Annotated in this window: 14 protein-coding genes; 2 read left to right on the forward strand and 12 right to left on the reverse strand. The window is 74.0% G+C overall.

Annotated elements, in window-relative coordinates; all coding sequences use genetic code 11:
• Positions 1-387: 387 nt before the first annotated feature.
• The 11 genes from ACFV4G_RS19610 to ACFV4G_RS19660 all read right to left on the reverse strand — a co-directional run bounded on the left by ACFV4G_RS19610 (position 388) and on the right by ACFV4G_RS19660 (position 12,531).
• Complete coding sequence (locus ACFV4G_RS19610; RefSeq protein ID WP_380441955.1) at positions 388-1,560, reverse strand: MAB_1171c family putative transporter; 1,173 nt, start codon at positions 1,558-1,560, stop codon at positions 388-390.
• A 2-nt stretch (positions 1,561-1,562) separates the two neighbouring features.
• Complete coding sequence (locus tag ACFV4G_RS19615) at positions 1,563-2,102, reverse strand: hypothetical protein (RefSeq protein WP_380441957.1); 540 nt, start codon at positions 2,100-2,102, stop codon at positions 1,563-1,565.
• Between the two features lie 103 nt (positions 2,103-2,205).
• Complete coding sequence (locus ACFV4G_RS19620; RefSeq protein WP_380441959.1) at positions 2,206-2,778, reverse strand: hypothetical protein; 573 nt, start codon at positions 2,776-2,778, stop codon at positions 2,206-2,208.
• Between the two features lie 64 nt (positions 2,779-2,842).
• Positions 2,843-3,478 carry a hypothetical protein gene (locus tag ACFV4G_RS19625; RefSeq protein ID WP_380441961.1) on the reverse strand — a complete coding sequence of 212 codons (636 nt, stop codon included), beginning with the start codon at positions 3,476-3,478 and terminating at the stop codon, positions 2,843-2,845.
• 194 nt (positions 3,479-3,672) lie between these two features.
• On the reverse strand, positions 3,673-4,692 hold the full coding sequence (locus ACFV4G_RS19630; protein WP_380441962.1) for an N-acetylglucosamine kinase: 1,020 nt from the start codon (positions 4,690-4,692) through the stop codon (positions 3,673-3,675).
• 295 nt (positions 4,693-4,987) lie between these two features.
• Positions 4,988-6,289, reverse strand: coding sequence for a 6-phospho-beta-glucosidase (locus ACFV4G_RS19635; protein WP_380441964.1), 1,302 nt, complete (start codon positions 6,287-6,289; stop codon positions 4,988-4,990).
• Positions 6,289-7,188, reverse strand: coding sequence for a carbohydrate ABC transporter permease (locus ACFV4G_RS19640; RefSeq protein WP_380441966.1), 900 nt, complete (start codon positions 7,186-7,188; stop codon positions 6,289-6,291). The genes ACFV4G_RS19635 and ACFV4G_RS19640 overlap by 1 nt, the downstream gene beginning before the upstream one ends.
• Positions 7,189-7,225: 37 nt before the next feature.
• On the reverse strand, positions 7,226-8,224 hold the full coding sequence (locus tag ACFV4G_RS19645; protein WP_380441968.1) for a carbohydrate ABC transporter permease: 999 nt from the start codon (positions 8,222-8,224) through the stop codon (positions 7,226-7,228).
• A 46-nt stretch (positions 8,225-8,270) separates the two neighbouring features.
• Entirely contained in the window at positions 8,271-9,626 is a 1,356-nt protein-coding gene (locus ACFV4G_RS19650; protein ID WP_380441970.1) for an ABC transporter substrate-binding protein, read from the reverse strand.
• A 128-nt stretch (positions 9,627-9,754) separates the two neighbouring features.
• Positions 9,755-10,945, reverse strand: coding sequence for an ROK family protein (locus tag ACFV4G_RS19655; RefSeq protein ID WP_380441972.1), 1,191 nt, complete (start codon positions 10,943-10,945; stop codon positions 9,755-9,757).
• Between the two features lie 407 nt (positions 10,946-11,352).
• The gene (locus tag ACFV4G_RS19660; RefSeq protein WP_380441974.1) at positions 11,353-12,531 is read right to left on the reverse strand and encodes a mechanosensitive ion channel family protein; all 1,179 of its coding nucleotides are present in this window, start codon (positions 12,529-12,531) and stop codon (positions 11,353-11,355) included.
• Between the two features lie 457 nt (positions 12,532-12,988).
• On the opposite strand from ACFV4G_RS19660, the gene ACFV4G_RS19665 reads away from it, so the two are divergent.
• Positions 12,989-13,633: an HNH endonuclease gene (locus ACFV4G_RS19665; RefSeq protein WP_380441976.1), complete on the forward strand. Its 645-nt coding sequence runs from the start codon at positions 12,989-12,991 to the stop codon at positions 13,631-13,633.
• 149 nt (positions 13,634-13,782) lie between these two features.
• Here the strand turns inward: ACFV4G_RS19665 and ACFV4G_RS19670 are convergent, their stop codons facing one another.
• Positions 13,783-17,790, reverse strand: coding sequence for a beta-N-acetylglucosaminidase domain-containing protein (locus ACFV4G_RS19670; protein ID WP_380441978.1), 4,008 nt, complete (start codon positions 17,788-17,790; stop codon positions 13,783-13,785).
• Positions 17,791-18,427: 637 nt separating this feature from the next.
• Between ACFV4G_RS19670 and malQ the strand changes: the two genes are divergently transcribed.
• Positions 18,428-20,512 (forward strand): 4-alpha-glucanotransferase, encoded by a 2,085-nt coding sequence (gene malQ, locus ACFV4G_RS19675; RefSeq protein WP_380441996.1) that lies wholly within the window; start codon positions 18,428-18,430, stop codon positions 20,510-20,512.
• Positions 20,513-20,609: the final 97 nt, after the last annotated feature.

Consider the following 20,609-nt stretch of genomic DNA (forward strand, 5'->3'; position numbering starts at 1 on the left):
GGGAGCTGCTTTATTCGCCGAGCGCAGGAAGTCGGCCGCCTCGACTTCCTGCGCGCTGCTGTGCCGGGTGGTACTGCGTGGCTTCGCCTTGCCCGCAATGGCCGGGCGCGGGAAGTCGGCCGCCTCGACTTCTTGCGCGCCGCTGCCCCGGGTGGTCCCGCGTTGCTTCGCCTGGCCCCCAGCGGGCGGGCGTGAGAAGTCGACGGGGCCGACTTCTCGCGCACCAGCCTTCGCTGCCCCGGGCGGTTCTGTGTGGATTCGCATTCGGGAGGTCGACTTGGGCGACTTTCTGTGCGCCGCATGGCCCCGGGTGGTGTGGTGTTGATTCGTTCGATTCCCAGGGGGCGGGCGCCAGAAGTCGGTCGGCCCGACTTCCTGCGCGCGGTCTCAGGTGGGTAGGCGGCGGTAGGCGGTGGCCACCTTCAGGAGCCAGGTGATCTCTTCCTGCGGGGTGGCGCCGCCGGGGTGGGCGGGTTCGGGGGGCATGCCGGTGGCCGGGGGGTGGCCGGTGGTGTGGTGGTGGAGGGCGGCGTGGAACCAGGCGGCCTCGGCGCGCGCTCGGTCGCCCGGCGCGACCGCGGCGACCGCGGCGACCGCCGCGCCCGCGCCGGGGGCCGAGGACGGCAGCCCGTCCCGCAGGGCCAGTGCCGCGTCGCGGATCTCGAACGCCCGGTGGGCGACGTCCAGCGAGCGGTCGCCGAGGGCGAAGAGGTTGCGGACCCGTCCCGCCGGGGTGCCGAAGACGACCTGCGGCGCCGCCGCGACGAGGTCGGCCCAGAGGGGGTGGAGCCGCCACATGGCGTGCTGGTCGCGGACGTAGCGGCTCACCGTCCGCAGGGGCGGCATGGCGAGGCCGAGCACGAGCAGGACGGCCGCCGTGGCCGGCAGGAGCTCGCCGACGGGGTCGTACGGCGGGACGGGTTTCCCGGTGACGGGGTCGTGCGCGACGGCGGTGTGCGCCGCGATGTAGTACACCCGGTACAGGACGTACACCGCCCCGGTCCCGGTGCTCGCCGCCATCAGCCGGACGCCCGTCCGCAGGAGGCCGCGGGGCACGTTGAGCCGGTTCGTCCAGAAGAGCCGGGAGGCGAGCAGTGTCGAGGCGAAGAAGAACAGGTAGTAGACGGTGAGGTAGAGCTGCACCGGCCGGTCGGCGTAGTGCGCGTCGATGCCGTCGGGCCCGATCTGCTCGTGCTTGAAGAAGAAGACCGACAGCACCGCCATCACCCCGCACGCCACGGCCGCCGCCGCGTGCCGGACCTTCGCCGAGCGGATGCCCGTCCCGGGCTTCCCGTGGATCGCGAAGACGTAGTCGAGCAGGCAGGTCGCCGCCGCGATGCCGAGGAGGTGCTTGATCAGGACGGACACCTCGGGCAGCCCGGTGCCGTCCTCCAGGAGGCGGGCGACGGGGGCGGGCCGGGTGGTGAGCGCGAGCGCCATCGCGGCCACGGTGCCCCAGAGGGCGCGGGTGGCGGGGGAGCGGAAGGCCCGGGGCGCGCGCCAGGCGACGGCGGTCCACAGGAGGGCGGGGACGAGGATCTCGAAGACGGAGCGCAGCATCCTCAGCCTCGCCCTCCCGCGGACCGTCGCCCGCGCCGGAGGGGTTCAACCGGGCTGAGCATGCTGTCGACGAGCCGTTGGGAGGATTCCGTGCGCGCGCGGTCGGTGCCCGCGAGGTCGGCGAGCAGCAGGGCTATCATCTCCGCCTCCTGTTCTTCGACGGTGGTGTAGCTCGTGCGGGCCAGGCCGAGGGCCCGGGCGACGAATTCGGGGGTGAGGTCCGGCAACAGACCGGTGAGGTGGCGCAGTTCGAGGACGCCGGTGTGCTCGCAGGCGACGTGCCCGAGTTCGTGGAGCTTGATGAGGTCCTGGTGGGCGGGGGTGGTGTGCGGTTCGTAGAAGACGACGTCGATGCTGGGGAGGGCGATCCACAGTCCGCAGGGGGCGTCCTGGCCGAGGTTGGGCAGGGGTTCCATGGCGATCGGCCGGCCCCGGTGGCGTTCGAGCGAGGCGCGGAAGCCCTCGACGGTGAACGGGACCGGCAGGTCGAGGGCGCCGAGGATGTTCTCGCAGCGCCTGCGGAGGCCGCGGGGAAGTGGCATGCGGGAAAACGTTCCTTCAGTCGGCGGCGATCGGCGAGCGGGCGCACGTGCAGGCGAGCGGGCGCACATGCGGGCGAGCGGGCACACGAGCAGGCGGACGGCCTCAGGTCCCGTCCGAGCCCCTGAGGCCGTCCGCTCCCGACGCCCCTTCCTCCAGGGTCTTGAGCCGTTCGGCGAGGACGAGCAGCATGTTCAGGCTGTTGTCGGACAGTCCCGAGGCGCGCTTGACCAGGCTGACCACCCCGGAGTTGCCGAGGGCCTGCCGGAGGTCCCCGAACTTGTCGAGGCGGTCGAGCTGTTCGTCGACGTCGGCGGTCCTGCGGTCGTCCAGGAAGTAGGCCGCGCCCTGCCGGATGCCGAAGCCGCGGCCGAGCCAGTCGAGGGTGTCGACGGTCGGGTTGGGGCTCTGGCCCTTCTGCGTGACGCCGTGGTGGAGGTTGCGGATGGTGTCCTTGGAGATGACGTCGCGTCCGGCCAGGGTGTTGATGCGGTCGGCGAGTTCGCGGTAGGTGGGGGCGCGTCCGTCGGCCCGGGCGGCGTCGCGGGAGATCAGGTGGTCGATCTTGTCGGCGATGGCGCGGGCGCGGCGCGGCGGGTGTTCCGGCGCAGCGGGGTGGTCAGCGCCAGGGCGGTCGACGACGGGGTGGTCAGCGCCGTCCGGCTCGTGTTCGCGCACGTCACCCGCCCCTCCGATCGATCCGGGGCACCAACCTATCGCGGGGGCCCGGCCCGCTGAATCCCTACGGACGGCCGAGTTCCGTGATCCGCATGATGCGCCCGTGCGAGTCGAGGACGACGTCGTACGTGTTGCCGTAGCAGTCGTAGGGGGAGGTAGGAGGGCGGGCGGCGAGGCAGTCGTCGAGGTGGGTGAGGAGTTCGGGCAGCGGCACCGGTTTGGCGGGGTCGCCGTGCCGGCGGTCGACGAGGGCGGCGTCGACGCCGGCGGCGGCGAAGGAGTAGCGCATCGGGCGGCCGACCGGCTCGAAGCGGTTCGGCGAGCAGAGGTACCGGGTGGCCCGGGCGGTGAGCCCGGGGCCGTCCAGGGCGCCCGCGGCGTCCGCCGCCCCTGCGGGGTCCGCCGGGTCCGCGGCGACGACGAGCAGCACGGTGTGCCCGGGGTGCTCGCCGGCCGGCGAGCACGTGGCGGGGGCGGACGGCAGTGAAGGGACCGCCTCGACGGCGTCGTCACCGGCGTCACCGGCGTCCCCGGGGTCGCCGGCGTCCCCGGGGTCGTCGTCCGGGCCACCGGACTCGCTGGACGCGCTCACGGCCGTCGGGTGCTCGTCGACGGGGGTGCAGGAGGCGAGTCCGGCGACGGTGAGGGCCACGGCGGTGCAGGAGAGGACGGCGGTGAGCAGGATGCGGGGCGTGGCCATGGCACCAGTCTCCCCGGCAACGTGGCGGACGTGTACATCCGGTCGTGGACGCGGACATCCGGTTACACGTGTGCGGGCCGGGGTGCGGTTCCCGCCCCCGTCGGATGTGCGGACCCGACGGGGACGGGAAGTTCAGGAGGGCCGGAAGTTCGAGAGGGCCGGAAGGCCAGGACGACCGGAGGCTCAGGGCCGGTTCACACCGCGACCGGCCGCCCGGCCTCGTACGCCTCCCGCACCCGCGCCTGCGCCCGTGCGTCGCCGCCCAGGTGGTCGAGCCCGAGCAGGGCCGCCCCGAGCACCGGCGGCGCGACGACGACCCGTGGCTCGGCCAGCGGCGCGGCCTTCGCGAGGCGTGCCGTGACGTTGTCGAGGAGCAGCGGCTGCCGGGAGGCGAGCACCCCGCCGCCGAGCACGACCGGGGCGGGCGCGTCGAGCAGCTGCAGCCGGGTGAGCGCGACGACGGCGAGCCGGACGATCTCGTCGGCCTGCCGGTCGACGAGCTCCCGCGCGGTCGGGTCCCCCGCGTCCGCGACGGCGAACAGCACCCGGACGATCTCGTGCAGCCGCGCCGCCGGCAGGTGCCCGAGGTGGACGGCCTCGGCGACGGCGCCGGCGCTGGGCAGCCCGTAGTGCTCGGCGATGGCCCGGGCGAGGGCGGTGGGCCCGCCGCGCCCGTCCTCGGCGCGCACGGCGTGCCACATGCTGTGGCCGGCGAGGCTGGCGCCGCCGCCCCAGTCGCCGGTGAGCTCGCCGAGGGCGGGGAAGCGCGCGGTGCGGCCGTCCGGGAGGAGGCCGACGCAGTTGATGCCGGCGCCGCAGACGACGGCGACGCCGCGCGGGCCGTCGGTGCCGGCGCGCAGCAGGCCGAAGGTGTCGTTGACGACGGTGTTGCTGACGCCCCAGGGGTGGGATTCCAGCGCGGTGCGCAGCGCCTCCTCCTCCACGGGGAGGTCGGCGTTGGCGAGGCACGCGCTGACGTGGGTGGTCAGCCGGCCGGTCCAGGTGGGGTGCCCGGCCGCGCGCGCGGCCTCCTCGACCAGCGGGGCGAGGCCGGCGACGGCGGCCGCGCCGCCGATCTTCTGCGGTGCGAAGCCGCCGCCGCGGGCGGTGCCGAGGACGGTGCCGTCCGCGCCGATCAGGGCGACGTCGGTCTTGGAGTTGCCGGCGTCGATGGCGAGCACGCCGGGCAGGAGTGGTTCGGGCTGGTGGGTCATCAGGTCCCCGCGACTCGTACGTGGCCCGGCCGAGGGTGCCCGGCCGGGTGGCCCGGCCGGTGGTGCCCCGGCCGGGGGGTGGGCGGTCCGCTCGCGGAGCCCGGCCCGCGACACCCTCATATCGCGGGCCGGGCCGTCCACGGCGACGCCGGGGCGCGGACGTCGGGCCGTCACAGCGGGCCCGGGACGCCTGCACGCCCGGATGCCCGGACGCCTGCACGCCCGAACACCCGGACGTCAGGACGCCAGAACGCCCGAACGTCAGGACGAGCGCGACCGCCCGGCGCCCCGGACGTCAGGCCCAGGCGAGGTGCTCGCGGTTGTGGGCGAGCAGCCGGTCCGTCAGCCGGTCGGCGAGGTCGAACTGGCCGACCAGCGGGTGGGCGAGCAGCGCGTCGTACACGCGGTCGCGCCCGCCGCGCAGGGCGGCGTCGAGGGCGAGGTGCTCGTACGAGGTGACGGCCGCGACGAGCCCGGCGTAGAGCGGCTCGACGGGCCGCTGCGGCAGCGGGCGGACGCCGGCCGCGTCGACCTCGGCCGGCACCTCGATGACGGCGTCGTCGGGCAGGAAGGGCAGTACGCCGTCGTTGCGGGTGTTGACGACCTGGACGGAGGTGCCGCCGTCAGTGCCGAGCAGGGCGGCGATGAGCTGGACGGCGGCCTCGGAGTAGAACGCGCCGCCGCGCTTGCCCAGCAGTTCGGGCTTGGTGTCGAGGGCGGGGTCGGCGTACATCTCCAGCAGCTGCCGCTCGATCTCGGCGACCTGCGCGGCCCGCGAGCCCTGCGCCTTGAGCTCCTCGACGACCTCGTCGTGCTGGTAGTAGTACCGCAGGTAGTAGGACGGGACGACGCCGAGGCGCTGCACGACGGCCTGCGGCAGGTGGAGGTCGTCGGCGATCTCCTTGCCGAAGTCGCGGAGCAGCTCGGGCAGCACCTCCCGCCCGCCCGCCGCGCCGGGGGCGTCGAGCAGGGTGACGCCGCGCTCCCAGGTGAGGTGGTTGAGGCCGACGTGGTCGAGCCGGACGAGCTCCGGCGCCACCCCGAGGTGCGCGGCGAACTTCCGCTGGAAGCCGATCGCGACGTTGCACAGGCCGACGGCCTTGTGCCCGGCCTCCTGGAGGGCCCGGGTGACGATGCCGACCGGGTTGGTGAAGTCGACGATCCAGGCGTCCGGGTTGGCCCGGCGGACGGTGTCGGCGATGTCCAGCACGACGGGGACGGTGCGCAGCGCCTTGGCGAGCCCGCCGGCGCCGGTGGTCTCCTGGCCGACGCAGCCGCACTCCAGCGGCCACGTCTCGTCCTGGTTGCGGGCGGCCTGGCCGCCGACGCGCAGCTGGAGCAGGACGGCGTCGGCGTCGGCGACGCCGGCCGCGACGTCTGTCGTGGTGGACACGACCGCCGGGTGGCCCTGCTTGGCGAAGATGCGCCGCGCCAGCCCGCCGATCAGCTCCAGCCGTTCGGCGGCCGGGTCGATCAGGACGAGTTCGCCGATCGGCAGGGTGTCCCGCAGCCGGGCGAAGCCGTCGATCAGCTCCGGGGTGTACGTCGAACCACCGCCGACGATCGCCAGCTTGAGTACGGACTTGGTTGCGGACATCAGCCCTTGACCCCTGTCAGTGTCACGCCTTCGATGAAGGCCTTCTGCGCGAAGAAGAAGAGGAGGATCACCGGTGCCATCACGAGGAGGGTGGCGGCCATGGTGAGGTTCCAGTTGGTGTGGTGGGCGCCCTTGAAGGACTCCAGGCCGTAGGAGAGGGTCCAGGCGGCGTGGTTCTCGCTGGCGTAGATCTGCGGGCCGAAGTAGTCGTTCCAGCAGTAGAAGAACTGGAACAGGGCGACGGCGGCGATGGCCGGCTTGGCCATCGGCAGCACGACGCGCAGCAGGGTGCGCAGGTCGCCGCAGCCGTCGATCCGGGCCGCCTCGATGTACTCCTTGGGGATGGTGGTGAGGAACTGGCGCAGCAGGAAGATGGAGAAGGCGTCGCCGAAGGCCATCGGGATGATCAGCGGCCACAGGGTGCCGGTGAGGTGCATCTGCTTCGCCCAGAACAGGTACATCGGGATGATGGTGACCTGCGGCGGCAGCATCATCATCGAGATGACCGCCATGAGCGCCAGTTTCCGGCCGCGGAAGCGGAACTTGGCGAGCGCGTAGGCGACCGGGAGGCTGGAGACGACGGTCAGCAGCGTGCCGGCGCCGGCGTAGACCAGGGTGTTGCGCCACCAGGTGAGGAACCCGGGCGCCTCCCACACCTTGGTGTAGTTGCCCCACTGCCAGGAGGTGGGCCAGTAGTTCGTCGTGAGCGCCTGGCTGTCCGTCATGACGGAGGTCAGGAAGGCGAAGACGAACGGGAGGATGAAGAACAGCGCGGCGGCGATGCCCAGGGCGTGGACGGCCACCCAGTTGAGCGCGGCGCGCCGCCGGGCGGCCGCGGAGGCGGCCGAACGTCCCGAGGGCGACGAGGCCTTGGCGAGTACGGGGGTGCTGAGAGTCATGAACGGGTCCTCACTGGTCCGCTGATCCGCTGGTCCGCTAGTCCTCGCTCGCCATGAAGCCGGAGCGGCGGCGCAGCAGGAGGGAGGTGACGGCCATCGCGATGGCGAACAGGACCAGGGCGACGACGCAGGCGGAGCCGGTGTCGAAGCGCTGGAAGCCGAGGTTGTACACCATCTGCGGCAGGGTCCAGGTGGAGCCCTGCGGGAAGCCGGGCTCGAACTGCTGCCCGGAGTTGCCCGCGATGCCGCTGGCGACGCGCCCGGCGACGATCGCCTGGGTGTAGTACTGCATGGTCTGGATCACGCCGGTGACCACGGCGAACGTGATGATCGGCGAGATGTTCGGCAGCGTGACGTAGCGGAAGCGCTGGAGCGGCCCCGCGCCGTCGAGTTCGGCCGCCTCGTACTGCTCCTTGGGCACGTCCAGCAGGGCGGCCATGAAGATCACCATCAGGTCGCCGATGCCCCACATGGCGAGCATGGTGAGCGCGGGCTTGGACCAGTTCGGGTCGGCGAACCAGCCGGGCTGCGGGAGCCCGAGCTCGCCGAGGAAGTGGTTGACCGGGCCGGTGCCGGGGTTGAGCAGGAACGCGAAGGAGACGGTCGCGGCCACCGGCGGGGCCAGGTAGGGCAGGTAGAAGGCGGTGCGGAAGAAGCCGACGCCGCTCTTGATCTTCGTGATGAGCAGCCCGATGCCGAGCCCGAACAGCACCCGGAGGGACACCATGACGACGACGAGCCAGAGGGTGTTGCGCAGGCCCTGCCAGAAGAAGGGGTAGTGGTTGAAGACGTAGTCCCAGTTCTTCAGCCCGTTGAAGGCGGGGGCCGAGAACCCGTCGTACTTCATGAAGGAGAAGTAGACGGTGGAGATCAGCGGGTACAGGAAGAAGACGCCGAAGCCGATCAGCCAGGGGGAGAGGAACGCGAGGGTGCGGGCCGCCTCCCGGCGGCGCTTCCGGCGCAGCAGGTGCTGCGTGGAGTGCGCCGCCGGGTCGGCGGGTCCGGTGCCCTTGCGGGTGCCGAACGCGAGTGCCATGGGGTGCTCCGAGTGCCGTGTTCTTCGGACTGCCGTGCCGGGCCGGTTACTTCGCCTGGGCGATGGCGGCGTCGATCTCCTTGGCGGTGGCGGCGAGGCCGGCCGCGAGGTCGGGCTGCTTGCCGGACTCGTACGCGTAGCCGAGGTTCTGCAACGACACGATGTAGGCGCCGCCGTTGGCGCTGGCCGGGGTGGTGCCGGAGTTCGGGTTCTTCGCGATGTCCAGGAAGGTCTTGAAGTTCGGGTCGCCGCTGAGCTTGGGCGAGTCGAGCGCGGCGAAGGTGCTCGGCACGTTGTGGATCGCGTTGGCGAAGCCGACGACCGCGTCCGTGTCGGTGGTCAGGTACTTGACGAGCTCCCAGGCGGCGGCCTGCTTCTTGCTGCTGCGGGCGATGCCGATGACGGTGCCGGTCTGGTAGCCGCGGCCGTAGGTGGCGGCCTGGTCGTCCGGCACCGGGAACGGGGCGGTGGCCCAGTCGAAGTCGGGCTTGCTCTCGGCGAGCGAGTTGGTGCGCCACTCGCCGTCGATGGCCATGGCGACCTGGCCGGTGTGGAAGGGGTTCTTCTCGCTGAACTCCTCGCCGAAGGTGGAGCGGTACTTCTCCAGCTTGTCGAAGCCGCCGAGCTTGTCGACGAGGCCCTTCTGCCAGGTGAGCATCGCGGCGACCTTCGGGTCGGAGGCGACGGCCGACTTGCCGTCCGCACCGAAGTACGCCGGCCCGTACTGGCCGAGGAAGTGCTCGGTGGTGGACTCGTAGCCGTGGTAGTCCGGCATGAAGCCGAGCTGCTTGAAGCCGTCGCCGTCGGGGACGGTGAGCTTGGCCGCGGCGTCGGCGAACTCGCTGAAGGTCTTCGGCGGGGCGGTGATGCCGGCGGCGGCGAAGGCCTTCTTGTTGTAGTAGAGGCCGTAGGCGTCGCCGAGCAGCGGCAGGGTGCACTGGTTGCCCTGGAACTGCGTGTAGTTGAGCATCGCCGACGGGAAGGTCTTGGCGGCGTCGATGCCGCTCTTCTTCAGCAGCGGGTTGAGGTCGATGAAGGCCTTGGTCGAACAGAACATGCCGACGTTGTTGGTGGTGAAGGAGGAGACCACGTCCGGCGCGTCGTCGCCGCCGGCCCGCAGGGCCTGGTTGACCTTGTCGTCCGCGATGTTGGCCACGGCCTTGACGTGGATGTTCGGGTGGGCCTTCTCGAAGGCGGCGATGTTGTCGTTGATCGCCTTCACCTCGTTGTCCTGGCTCCAGCCGTGCCAGAAGGTGATGGTGACGTCCTTGCCGCTCGCCGAGTCGTCGCTGCCGCCGGCGTCGTTGCTGCCGGTGCAGGCGGTGGCGAGCAGGGCGAGGACGGCGCTGCCGGTGACGGCGGCGATCGTGCGGCGGCCTCTGCGGGAGGTGGTGGGGTGCACTTCGAGGTCCTCCTGGGGGTGCGCGGGCAGGCGTCATTGCCTCGTCGCCCGCGGTCGGGGGTTGGGGAGAGGTGGGTGCAGGGGTGGATCGCAGGGGGAGTCGGGGGGTGGGCAGGGGGAAGGGGGTCTCAGTGGGTGGAGAAGACCGCCTCGCGGGCGGCCGCCAGGGCGCGCTGGAGCGCGCCGAGCAGGACGGGTGAACCGGCGAGGGTGCTGCTGCGCACTTCCGGGCGGGCGATCGAGAGCCGGGCGAGTTCCTCCTGGACGAGCGCGCGCAGATGTTCGCCGCCCGCGCTCGGCACGCCGCCGGAGAGGACCACCAGCTCGGGGTCGACGACGGCGACGATCACGGCCAGCCCGACGGCGATCCGGCCGGCCAGTTCGCGGAGGAACTCCTCGCCGGCGCCCGGGGTCGCCAGGGCCTTGGCGATGGTCTCCTCGGCGGTGGGCGCGCCGAGCCCGTGCTCGCGGGCCAGCGCCCGGACGGCGGCCGCGCCGACCAGGTCCTGGAACCCGCCGAAGTTGCGGCGGCGCACGTCCCGCACGACCGGCGAGCCGGGCACCGGCATGTAGCCGACCTCACCGGCGCCGCCGGTGAAGCCGCGGTGCAGCCGCCCGGCGATCACGATCGCGGCGCCGATCCCCGCACCGGCCCACAGCAGGACGAAGTCCTCGGAACCCCGCGCCGCGCCCGAGGCCTGCTCGGCGACGGCGGCGAGGTTGACGTCGTTCTCGATCGACACGGGGGCGCCGATCTCCCCGGTCAGCTCCTCGACGAGCGTCGGCGAGTGCCAGCCGGCCAGGTGGGAGGCGTAGCGCAGCTTGCCGGTGACGGGGTCGGGTGCGCCGCTGACGCCGATCACGACGGTGTGCAGCGTGCCCTCGCCGATCCCGGCCGCCCGGACCGTGTCGGCGACCGCCGCGGCGACCCGGGGGACGGTCCCGGCGGCCGGGGCGCCCTTCACCGGCACGACGTGCTCGGCGAGCGTGCTGCCGGTGATGTCGGCGACGGCGACCCGGATCCCGGTGGCCGTGACGTCCACCCCGGCGACGTACCCGGCGGCCGGATTCACCTGGTACAGCTGCGCGTTGGGCCCGGGCCCGCCCGCCGTGGTGCCGACTGGCAGGACCAGGCCCGCCGCCTCCAGGCGCGCCAGCAGCTGGGAGGCGGTGGGCTTGGAGAGCCCGGTGAGCGTGCCGATCTGGGTGCGGGAGAGCGGTCCGTTCTCCAGCAGCAGTTCGAGGGCGGCTCGGTCGTTGATGGCGCGCAGCAGGCTGGGGGTGCCGGCGAGGGGGGCCTTGGCGGTGGTCTTGGTCACGCGCAGAATCCTCCTCTTCCGGCAGGTCGGGGGCGTACCCGGGGGAACTCCCGGGGGTGTCCGGGGAGCGCCCGGGGGGTGTCCCGGGTCCACGGTGCGAACTGTTAGGAAACTTTCCAGTCGCTTGGGAAGGACCGTACGGTCAGCGTCGGCGGAGTGTCAATGGCCCGCCGGGCGGTGGATGCCGAAGCGTTACCGGGCAGCACGAAGCCCCGCCCCCACGTCGGTGGGAGCGGGGCTTTCGTCCGCGTGTCCTGGCCTTCCCGGCCGCTGCGAAGGGGTGTTACGACTCGGCGAGGTCGTCCGTCGGCGGCTTACGGCTTGGCGAGGTCGTCCGTCGGCGGCTTACGGCCCGGCGAGATCGCCCATCGGCGGCTTACGGCTCCGCGAGGTCGTCCGTCGGCGGCTTACGGCTTGGCGAGGTCGTCCATCGGCGGCTTCGGTGCCGGTATCGGCTCGGTCGCCTTGTAGCGCGCCGAGGTCGGGTCGGCCAGCGAGGACGGCGGCGACGGGTCCGGGGCCGCGGCGATCGCGACGCCCGTGGCCGCCGCCTCCTCCTTGACCTTGATGCCGGCGTGGTCGAAGGCCGCCTTCAGCCGCTGGCGCATCGCCCGCGCCACCATCGCCGCCTTGCCCGGCGCCGTCCTGGCCTCGATCCGCACCACCACCGAGTCCGCCGCGACCGACTCCACGCCCAGCACCGACACCGGCTCCCAGATCAGCTCGTCGTACGGAGCCTCCTTGGACATCGCCTCGGCGGTCTCCTGGATCAGGTCCTCGGCCCGGAGGAGGTCCTCCTTGTACCCGACCTGGACGTCCACGGTGGCCGTGGACCAGCCCTGGCTCATGTTGGCGATCCGCTTCACCTCGCCGTTGCGGATGTACCAGATCTCGCCGTTCGCGCCGCGCAGCTTGGTCACCCGCAGGCCGACCTCCAGCACCGTGCCGGCGGCCACCCCGGTGTCGATCTCGTCGCCGACGCCGTACTGGTCTTCCATGATCATGAAGACGCCGGAGAGGAAGTCCGTGACCAGGTTGCGGGCGCCGAAACCGATCGCCACACCGGCCACACCGGCGCTCGCCAGCAGCGGCGCCAGGTTCACCCCCAGCGCGGAGAGCACCATGAGCGCCGCCGTGCCGAGGATGCCGAAGGACGCGACGCTGCGCAGCACCGAGCCGATCGCCTCCGAGCGCTGCTGGCGCCGCTCCGGGTTGACGACCCCGGTGTTGGCGAGCAGTCCGCCGATGCGGCCGTGCTCCTCGGCGCTCTCGTGGGCGCGCGCCATCCTGGTTATCAGCTGCGTGATGAGCTTGCGCACCACCGCGCGCAGCACCAGTGCCAGCACGATGATGAAGACGATCCGCACCCCGGCGGCGAGCCAGGACTGCCAGTGGGTGTCGAACCAGCTGGCCGCCTGCTTGGTGGTGTCCGAGACCTCCTGCGCGCTCGTCGGGATCCGCAGGTCGAGCTGCGGCACCTGCGGCGCGGTCGGGCCGGGGGACGGCGTCGTCGACTGGGAGGACGCGTCGGCGAGGCCGAGGACGCCGGAGCGGAACACGTGCGGGACCTTCCTTGCAGGGGGCATTGCCCGGTCCCGTGCCGCAGCGAGCCCGACCCGCGGACCGTCGCCCCAGCCTAGCGGGCACCGAACACCCGACCGGACCCGCCGAACGGCGCGCGGGCCGCCCCGGACGCCCCGTCAACGCCCCGGTGCGCTCCCGCGCGCACCCGTCCGGGCACCGCCTCGGCACCGCTCCGGCACCCCCGGGAGGCGGCCCCACCACTGCTCCGACCGGCCGAGCAGTCCCCCCGGGGGGAAGCGGAAGGGCTCCTACCGGGGGCCCTGGTGCAACCCGACCTTCCGCCGGGCATATCGGGTATGACGGAAACCACACCCGGAGATCACGTCAGGTCCGTTACACAGGAGTGGTGGCGCCGTACGAAGGCGTAAGGCGACACTGGGGGAGATCACTCACCCGTTGGGTGATCCAACCGCTCGTCCCGGCGCGAGCCACGCGCCGCAGGCGTCCAAGGAGGCATCCGTGCCGCATGTCCTGGTCCTCAACGCGTCCTACGAGCCACTCGGCGTCGTATCGATGCGCCGCGCACTCATCCTGGTCCTCAACCACAAGGCGGTCAGCCTGGAGGACACCGGAGTCACTCTGCACAGCGCCACCAGCGCCCTTCCGGCGCCGTCCGTCGTCCGCCTGACCCGCTTCGTCCGGGTCCCGTTCTGCGGGCCCGTCCCGCTCACCCGCCGGGCGCTGTTCGCCCGCGACCACGGCCGCTGCGTCTACTGCGGGGCCGCCGCAACCAGCGTCGACCACGTCATCCCGCGCAGCCGGGGCGGCCAGCACCGGTGGGACAACGTCGTGGCGGCCTGCCGCCGCTGCAACCACACCAAGGCCGACCGCCACCTGACCGAACTCGGCTGGCGCATGAAGCGCCCGCCCGCGCCGCCCTCCGGCCTGGCCTGGCGGATCATCGGCACCGGCATCAAGGACCCCCGCTGGCGGCCCTACCTGGAGCCGTACGGCGGCGGCGACCAACTACGCGCCCCGCAGTGGGGCGAGTACGAGCACCACGACCATACCGAGCCCAACCACTCGGTCCCGATCGGCCGGGCGCACGGCGCCCACGCCGCCCCAGTCCGCCGCGGCGAGCAGCCCGAACCGCTCTCCGCCTGAACCAGAGCTCCACAAGGGCCTGCCCCGTCACATCTCGGTACGCCTCATGGGCCGCCGCGCACCCCACCGGGGAGCACGGCGGCCCGCCGTGTGTACGGCCGCCCCGCGGGCGACCACTGCACGGACCGCTGTGCGGGCCACTGCACGGACTACTGCTTGGGCGGCGTCCCGGCGGCTGGCGGCTGCTGTCCCGCGGCCGGCTGTCCCGGTTGCGGCTGCGGCTGCTGCGCGGGCGTGGTGCCGGGGGTGCCCGGGGTCCCCGGCTGCGCCGGAGGAGCCACCGGCGGCTGCGGCTGCGCGGGCGGCGTCACGGCGTACAGCTCGATCCCCCACAGCGAGTAGCCGTACTTGGTGGCCCGGGTCACACCCTGCATCCGCAGGAACTTGGCGTTCGCGGCGTCGAAGCGCACCGTCTCGTCGCCGCCCTTGCCGTTGTCCACGCTCGCCGCGGTCGTCCAGGTGACCCCGTCCGACGAGGTCTGGATCTTGTACGACGCGGCGTACGCGGCCTGCCAGTGCAGCACCGCCGCACCGAGCCGGACGGCCTGCGGCAGCTCCAGCTGCACCCAGGCGTTGTCCTGCGCGGGCGAGGACCAGCGGGTCTTCGGGTCGCCGTCGGCGATGTTCGAGGCCGGGAAGTTCGCCGTCTCGTCGCCCGAGGAGGTGGCCTTCGCGCCGAGCGCGAGGTCCGCCCCGCCGGTCGGCGGCACCACGTGCACCTGGAGCACCTGCTTGACGACGGTCGAGCCGGCCACGTACTGCACCGGTACCTGGTACGTCCCGGACGGCGTCCCGGCCGCGGCGCTGACCAGCAGCGGCACCCCGACCTTCCCGCCGCGCGGCACCGTCACCCCGGCCGCCGGCGCCACCGTCAGGCCCTTCGCCGCCGCCGGCACGTCGGCCTGCAGGCTGCCGGTGGTGCCCTCGGGGCGGCCGGCCGTGACCGTCGCCTGGGTCTGGGCGGGCGCGGCCGCGCCGGTCACGACGTCCAGGGACGGGTCGGCCAGGGTGAGCCGGGCCGCGGGGGCGTCCGCGTACCAGGGGATCACCTGGTTGACGACCGGCGGGTCGCCGCCCGGCTTCCAGGTCAGCCGGAACGCGTCGGCGGGCTGGCCGCCGGCCGGCAGCTCGTTGTAGCCCGGGTTGATCGTCCCTATGTCGAACCAGGTGCCGTCCGGGCGCCGCAGCGACACGGTCGCGGTGGCCTTCACACTCGGGTCGGTCAGCACGGTGAGCCGGTCCACCGGCCGGGCCGCGCCCAGCTCGACGGTCAGCGGCTCGTCCTGCGCGGTCGGCGCGCTGGCCGCCCGGTAGGCGGTGTCCGGGTTACCGTCCAGCACCGCGGCCGCCGAGGAGCCGGGCAGCGCGGCCGGTCCGCCGGAGACGCTCGCCGGGGCCTCGTCCGGCGCCGTCACGGTGAACTCGCGCACCGCCACCGCGGTCTTCTGGGCGGCGGTGGCGCGCAGCCGCACCGCCCGCACCACCGTGCCGGCGGGCACCTGGGCGCTGACCGTCTTCTGGTTCTTCACCACGGCCAGCTGCTTCCAGCCGCCCTCGCCGGTCGAGTACTCCAGCACGCCGTCGCGGATGTAGTCGTCCACCGCGCTCTGGGCGTCCGGCCCGTCGCCCCAGCCGCCCATCAGGACGGTGACGCCGCTGACCGGGCGCCCGGAGCCGAGGTCCACGCCGACCGAGTCGCCCGGCTGCGGGGGAGCGGAGCTCCAGTAGAAGGTGTCGGCCTGGCCGTCGGTCATCAGCGCCGGCAGGTGGTCGTGCGCGGAGCCCATCGTCGTCGTCGGGCTGATGCCGCCGCTGACCACGCCCGCCCAGTTGTCGGCGGCCCGCAGCGCGTGCTCCAGGAACGGGCCGAGCACGCCCGCGCCGATCGTCGCCGGGCTCTGCGCCAGCTGCTCGCGCAGCCGGTTCAGCTCCACCCGGGCCTTCCAGGCGGCGGCGCCGTCACCGCCGTGCTGCGCCAGCAGCATGTCGAGGGCGGCCTGCCCGGCCAGCCCGTACCCGTGCAGTGGCACCAGCCACGGCCCGGCCTCGGCGGCCAGCGCGGACGTCGCCGCGGTGCCGGCCAGCGTCTCCTGGGCCGAGGCCATCGCGCCGAACGCCTCCCGCAGCGGGCCCGCGGCCTCTATCAGCTTGGCGAGGTCGGGGGCCGCGCCCGAGGTGGGCTCGGCGGTCGCCCAGAACCTGTCGATCAGCGGGGTCAGGTAGCCCGACTCCTGCTTGGACAGCGGCGAGGACGAGCTGTTGCCGGCCAGCGCGGTGACGGCCGCCAGTGCCGACCCGGCCGGGGTCGCGGAGGCGCCGGTCGGCCCGGCCATCGTGCGCAGCGCGGCCTGCCAGGACTCGTCCGGCTTGTACGCGGCCGGGTTCCAGGCGAAGTCGCCGGCCGTCGACAGGGCTATCCGGGAGGCCACCGGCTGCTGCATCGCCCCGGTCAGCATCACCGCCGAACGGCTCGCCACCTCCGGGTCGCGCCCGGTGTAGGCGCCGAGGTAGAGCCGGTCCGGGTTGGCGTCGTTGACCGGGTAGTTGTCCATGGTGACCAGCGGGTGCCCGTACAGGCCCGCGGTGTCCGAGGCCTGAGCGCCGGTGATCTTCTCCGGGATCACCCCGACCCCGCTCCACGCCACCTGCACCCCGGCCGGCAGCGCGTCCGCGAGCGCCTTGCGGTAGGGCGTCGAACCCGACTGGTGGTACTCGGTCGGCACGATCGACAGCGGTGCCAGGCCCGGGTTCTTCGAGATCAGCCGGTCCTGCACCTTCGCGGCGAGCGCGGCCTGCGCCTTGGCCGCGGCGGCCGGCCCGGTGCCGTACGTCGAACGGTCGTCGGAGCAGTGCCACTCGTCGTAGCTGACGTCCAGGAACTGCAGCTGGAACGCGGAGAAGCCGAGGGCGCGCAGCCCGTCCAGCTTCGCCACCAGCGCGTCCACGTCCTTGCCCGAGCTGAAGCAGAACGACTGCCCCGGGTCGACGGCGTACCCGAGCGTCACGTGGTTGGCGGCCGCCCGGCCGCCCAGCTCGCGCAGCTCGGCCGTCTTGTCCGCCGGGTACGCGTCGCGCCAGCGCGACAGCCGGTACGGGTCGTCACCGGGCGCGTAGAGGTAGAAGTTCTGCTTCGAGCGGCCCAGGAACTCCACCTGGTCCAGCCGCTGCTGCGCCGTCCACGGCGTGCCGTAGAACGCCTCCGCGGTGCCGCGCACCGGCGCCCCGGACGGCCAGTCGCGCAGCGTGATCCCCGGCAGGCCGAGCCCCGAGGCGCCGGGCGCCTGGTTCTGCCCCTGCCCGGCCGGCACCGCCGCCAGCAACTGCCGCAGGCTCTGCGCCGCGTAGAAGGTGCCCGCCGCGTCCGCGCCCGCCAGCACCACCGCGCCGTACGTCCCGCCGCCCTGCGCGGGCAGCTGGCCGGCCGTCAGCACGTAGCCGCCGATCGGCATCCCGATCAGCGACGGCGCGGCGCCGTCCTTCGTCCCGCCCGCGGCGGCCAGGTCGCGCAGCGCCCGGTCCACCGCGCCGCCCGCGCCCTCGGCCGGCCCGCCGACGTACACGACGAGCGAGCCCGCGGCCGGCGGGGCGTCGACGTCGGACACGGTGGTGAAGTCGGTGGCCCCGGCGATCCCGAGCACCTCGTGCACCGCGTCCACCGCGCCGTGGTCCGCCTTCGGCGCCGTCACCAGCGTCACCGCGGCCGGCACCACGACCGGCTTCCCGGCCACCGTCTGCTCCTGCGGCCGCGGGAACACCTGCGGGTTCGTCACGCTCCCCAGCGGCGTCTGCGGCGCGGTGCTCACCACGTCCGGCCCGGGTACCCCCGCGTACGCCGCCGCCGACGGCACCGGCCCCGCGAGGAGCCCGCCGACCACGGCCGCCGCGGCGACCCCGGCCGCGATCTGCAGCGCCCGCCGCCCCGGCGCGCGGCTCCCGGCCGCTCGCTCGGCGCGCACGGACGCCAGCAGCGGCTCCGTCCCCTTGAGGTCGGCGATCAGCCGGTCCGCCGTCTTCGGCGCCAGCTGACGGCACGTCCGCGCGGTGGCCCGCCGGGCCGCCAGCGCCGCGGGGTGGTGCAGGACATCGCGCAGCGCGGAGCTCTGCTCCAACTGCTGCCGCAGCCGCCGCCCGGCCGCTACGGAAACTCGGGCTTGCACAGGAGCCTCCTCGCCAGGCCTGGACCACATCGCCGCAACCCCACCAGCTACCCAACCCGGTGTCAACGCCGTCGTCAGATATGTCCACTTTGCCCAATTGATCACCGTGCCTCCCCCCCCGGGTCATCCCTCCCACCAGCAGAACCGCCCGGGGCGGCCGGTCCTCCTGACGGCCGGTCGACCGCTCGCCGCTCCTCGCGCTCTCCTCGTCCCTTTCTCGACGCGCGCCTCCGCCCACCCGCAGCCGCGCCGTTCCCCCTTCCCAGCCCCTCCTGACGGCCGGTCGACCGCTCGCCGCCCTTGCGCTCTCCTCGTCCCTTTCTCGACGCGCGCCTCCGCCCACCCGCAGCCGCGCCGTTCCCCCTTCCCAGCCCCTCCCGATGGCCGGTCGACCGCTCGCCGCCCTTGCGCTCTCCTCGTCCCTTTCTCGACGCGCGCCTCCACCCACCCGCAGCCGCGCCGTTCCCCCTCCCCGGCCCCTCCTGACGGCCGGTCGACCGCTCGCGCTCGTGTCGCGCAGCGTCATCGGGCCGTCACGCGGGTAGGACTGTGGTCGTCCCGAACTGGCGTTGCCGAGACATCGCAGGAGCCGCGAGTGGCCGCTTATCTCGATCGTGACGGAGCCGACGGGCTCAAGGTGCCGGCGCAGGACGCTCCGGCCCCGCCACCCGAACTGGTGGCGCTGGCACAGGTGCACGGGGTCGATCCGAAGGACCCGGGGCCCGGCGGGGTGCCGGTCGGCGCGCGGACACTGGTGGCGGTGCTGCGGGCGCTCGGAGTCGAGGCCGGGACGCCGGAGGAGGTGCGGGCGGCGCTGGACCGTCACCGGGCCGAGCAGCAGGCCCGGTTGCTGCCGCCCTGCGTCGTCGTCCGCCAGGGGCGCCGCACCGCGCTCGACGTCCCCGCCGACGCCCGCCTCCACGTCGAGCTGGAGGACGGCGGCGTGTGGGAACTGCCCCGCGGCCACTCCCACTGGCTCCCGGCCGACCTGCCCCTCGGCCGACACGTCCTCACCGCCGAGTGCGCCGGCGGCACGGCGCGCGCGGCCCTCGTCGTCGCCCCCGACAAGCTCCCCGAACTCCCCACCCGCAGCTGGGGCTTCCTCGCCCAGCTGTACTCCCTCCTCTCCGAGCGGTCCTGGGGCATGGGCGACCTCGGCGACCTCGCCGACCTCGCCCAGTGGGCCGGCGCCGACCTCGGCGCGGGCTTCGTCCAGATCAACCCCCTCCACGCCGGCCTCCCCGGCGCCCCCTCCGACCCGTCCCCGTACCGCCCCTCCTCCCGCCGCTTCGCCGACCCCGTCCACCTGCGCGTCGAAGCCGTCCCCGAGTACGCCTACCTCGTCGGCGACCAGCGCGCCGAGGCCGAGGAACTCGGCCGCCGGGCCGCCCGGCTCCGCGCCGAAGTGCTCGCGCACGACGGCCTGATCGACCGGGACGCCGTCTGGGCGCTCAAGCGCGAGGCGCTGGAACTGCTGCACGAGGTCCCGCGGGGCACCGGCCGCGACGCCGCCTACCGGGCCTACCTGCGCCGCGAGGGCGAGTGGCTGGAGCGGTACGCGCTGTGGAACGCGATCGCCGAGGAGCATGGCCCCGACTGGCACGCCTGGCCCAAGGGGCTGCGCCACCCGGACGGGTCCGGGACCGAGCGCGCCCGCAAGGAGCTCGCCGACCGGGTCGAGTTCCACCGCTGGCTCGCCTGGCAGGTCGACCAGCAGCTCGCCGCCGCCAGGGCCGCCGCCGACGGCGCCGGCATGCCGGTCGGCCTCATCCACGACCTCGCGGTCGGCGTCCACCCGGACGGCGCCGACGCCTGGGTGCTCCAGGACGTGCTGGCCGGCGGCATCTCGGTCGGCGCCCCGCCGGACGCCTTCAACGCCCACGGCCAGGACTGGGGCCTGCCGCCCTGGCGCCCCGACGCCCTCGCCGCCGCCGGCTATGCCCCGTACGCGGAACTGCTGCGGGCCGCCGCCCGGCACGCCGGCGCGGTGCGGATCGACCACGTGATGGGGCTGTTCCGCCTGTGGTGGGTGCCGGAGGGACACGCGCCGACGGAGGGCGCGTACGTCCGGTACGACGCCGAGGCCATGCTCGGCGTGCTCGCGCTGGAGGCGCACCGCGCCGGGACGGCGGTGATCGGCGAGGACCTCGGCACGGTCGAGCCGGGCGTCCGCGAGGAACTGGCCGAGCGCGGGATCCTCGGGACGTCCGTGCTGTGGTTCGAACGGGACTGGGCGGCCGGCGGGGAGGTCCTGCCACCGGACCGCTGGCGGCGCGGCTGCCTGGCCACCCTCACCACCCACGACCTGCCCAGCACGGCGGCCCGGCTCTCCGGCGAACACGTCGAGCTGCGCCACCGGCTGGGGCTGTTGGCCCGGCCACTGGGGGACGAGCAGGCGGAGGCGGCGGCGGAGCTGGCCGAGTGGCGGGCGGCGCTGACGCGGCTGGGGCTGCTGGCGCCGGGGGAGCCGCTGTCGATGCCGGTGCTGTACCGCTTCCTGGGCGCCACCGGGGCCGGGCTGGTGGGCGTGTGGCTGCCCGACCTGGTCGGCGACCCGCGCCCGCAGAACCTCCCCGGCACATGGGACCAGTACCCGAACTGGCGCCTCCCGATCGCCGACGGCGCCGGCCACCCGGTGACCCTGGAAACCCTCGCCACCACCCCCGCCGCCGCCTTCCTGTCCCACCTCCTGGCCCCCACCCCGCGCCACCACCGCCCCTGAGCCGCCCCCACCCGGAGCCCCGGAAGTCCCATGAGGCCCACCCCGACGCGCGCCACCCCGTGAGCCTCACCCGTCCCTGCCCCCGCCCCCCTGCCCG

Source organism: Kitasatospora sp. NPDC059747 (assembly GCF_042732955.1).
Lineage (GTDB): Bacteria > Actinomycetota > Actinomycetes > Streptomycetales > Streptomycetaceae > Kitasatospora.

Bases quoted from the DNA above. Each gene is read 5' to 3' on its own strand.
- ACFV4G_RS19660 (WP_380441974.1), bottom strand. From the start codon at position 12,531: ATGCCCCCTGCAAGGAAGGTCCCGCACGTGTTCCGCTCCGGCGTCCTC.
- ACFV4G_RS19640 (WP_380441966.1), bottom strand. From the start codon at position 7,188: ATGACTCTCAGCACCCCCGTACTCGCCAAGGCCTCGTCGCCCTCGGGA.
- ACFV4G_RS19615 (WP_380441957.1), bottom strand. From the start codon at position 2,102: ATGCCACTTCCCCGCGGCCTCCGCAGGCGCTGCGAGAACATCCTCGGC.
- ACFV4G_RS19630 (WP_380441962.1), bottom strand. From the start codon at position 4,692: ATGACCCACCAGCCCGAACCACTCCTGCCCGGCGTGCTCGCCATCGAC.
- ACFV4G_RS19645 (WP_380441968.1), bottom strand. From the start codon at position 8,224: ATGGCACTCGCGTTCGGCACCCGCAAGGGCACCGGACCCGCCGACCCG.
- ACFV4G_RS19625 (WP_380441961.1), bottom strand. From the start codon at position 3,478: ATGGCCACGCCCCGCATCCTGCTCACCGCCGTCCTCTCCTGCACCGCC.
- ACFV4G_RS19635 (WP_380441964.1), bottom strand. From the start codon at position 6,289: ATGTCCGCAACCAAGTCCGTACTCAAGCTGGCGATCGTCGGCGGTGGT.
- ACFV4G_RS19610 (WP_380441955.1), bottom strand. From the start codon at position 1,560: ATGCTGCGCTCCGTCTTCGAGATCCTCGTCCCCGCCCTCCTGTGGACC.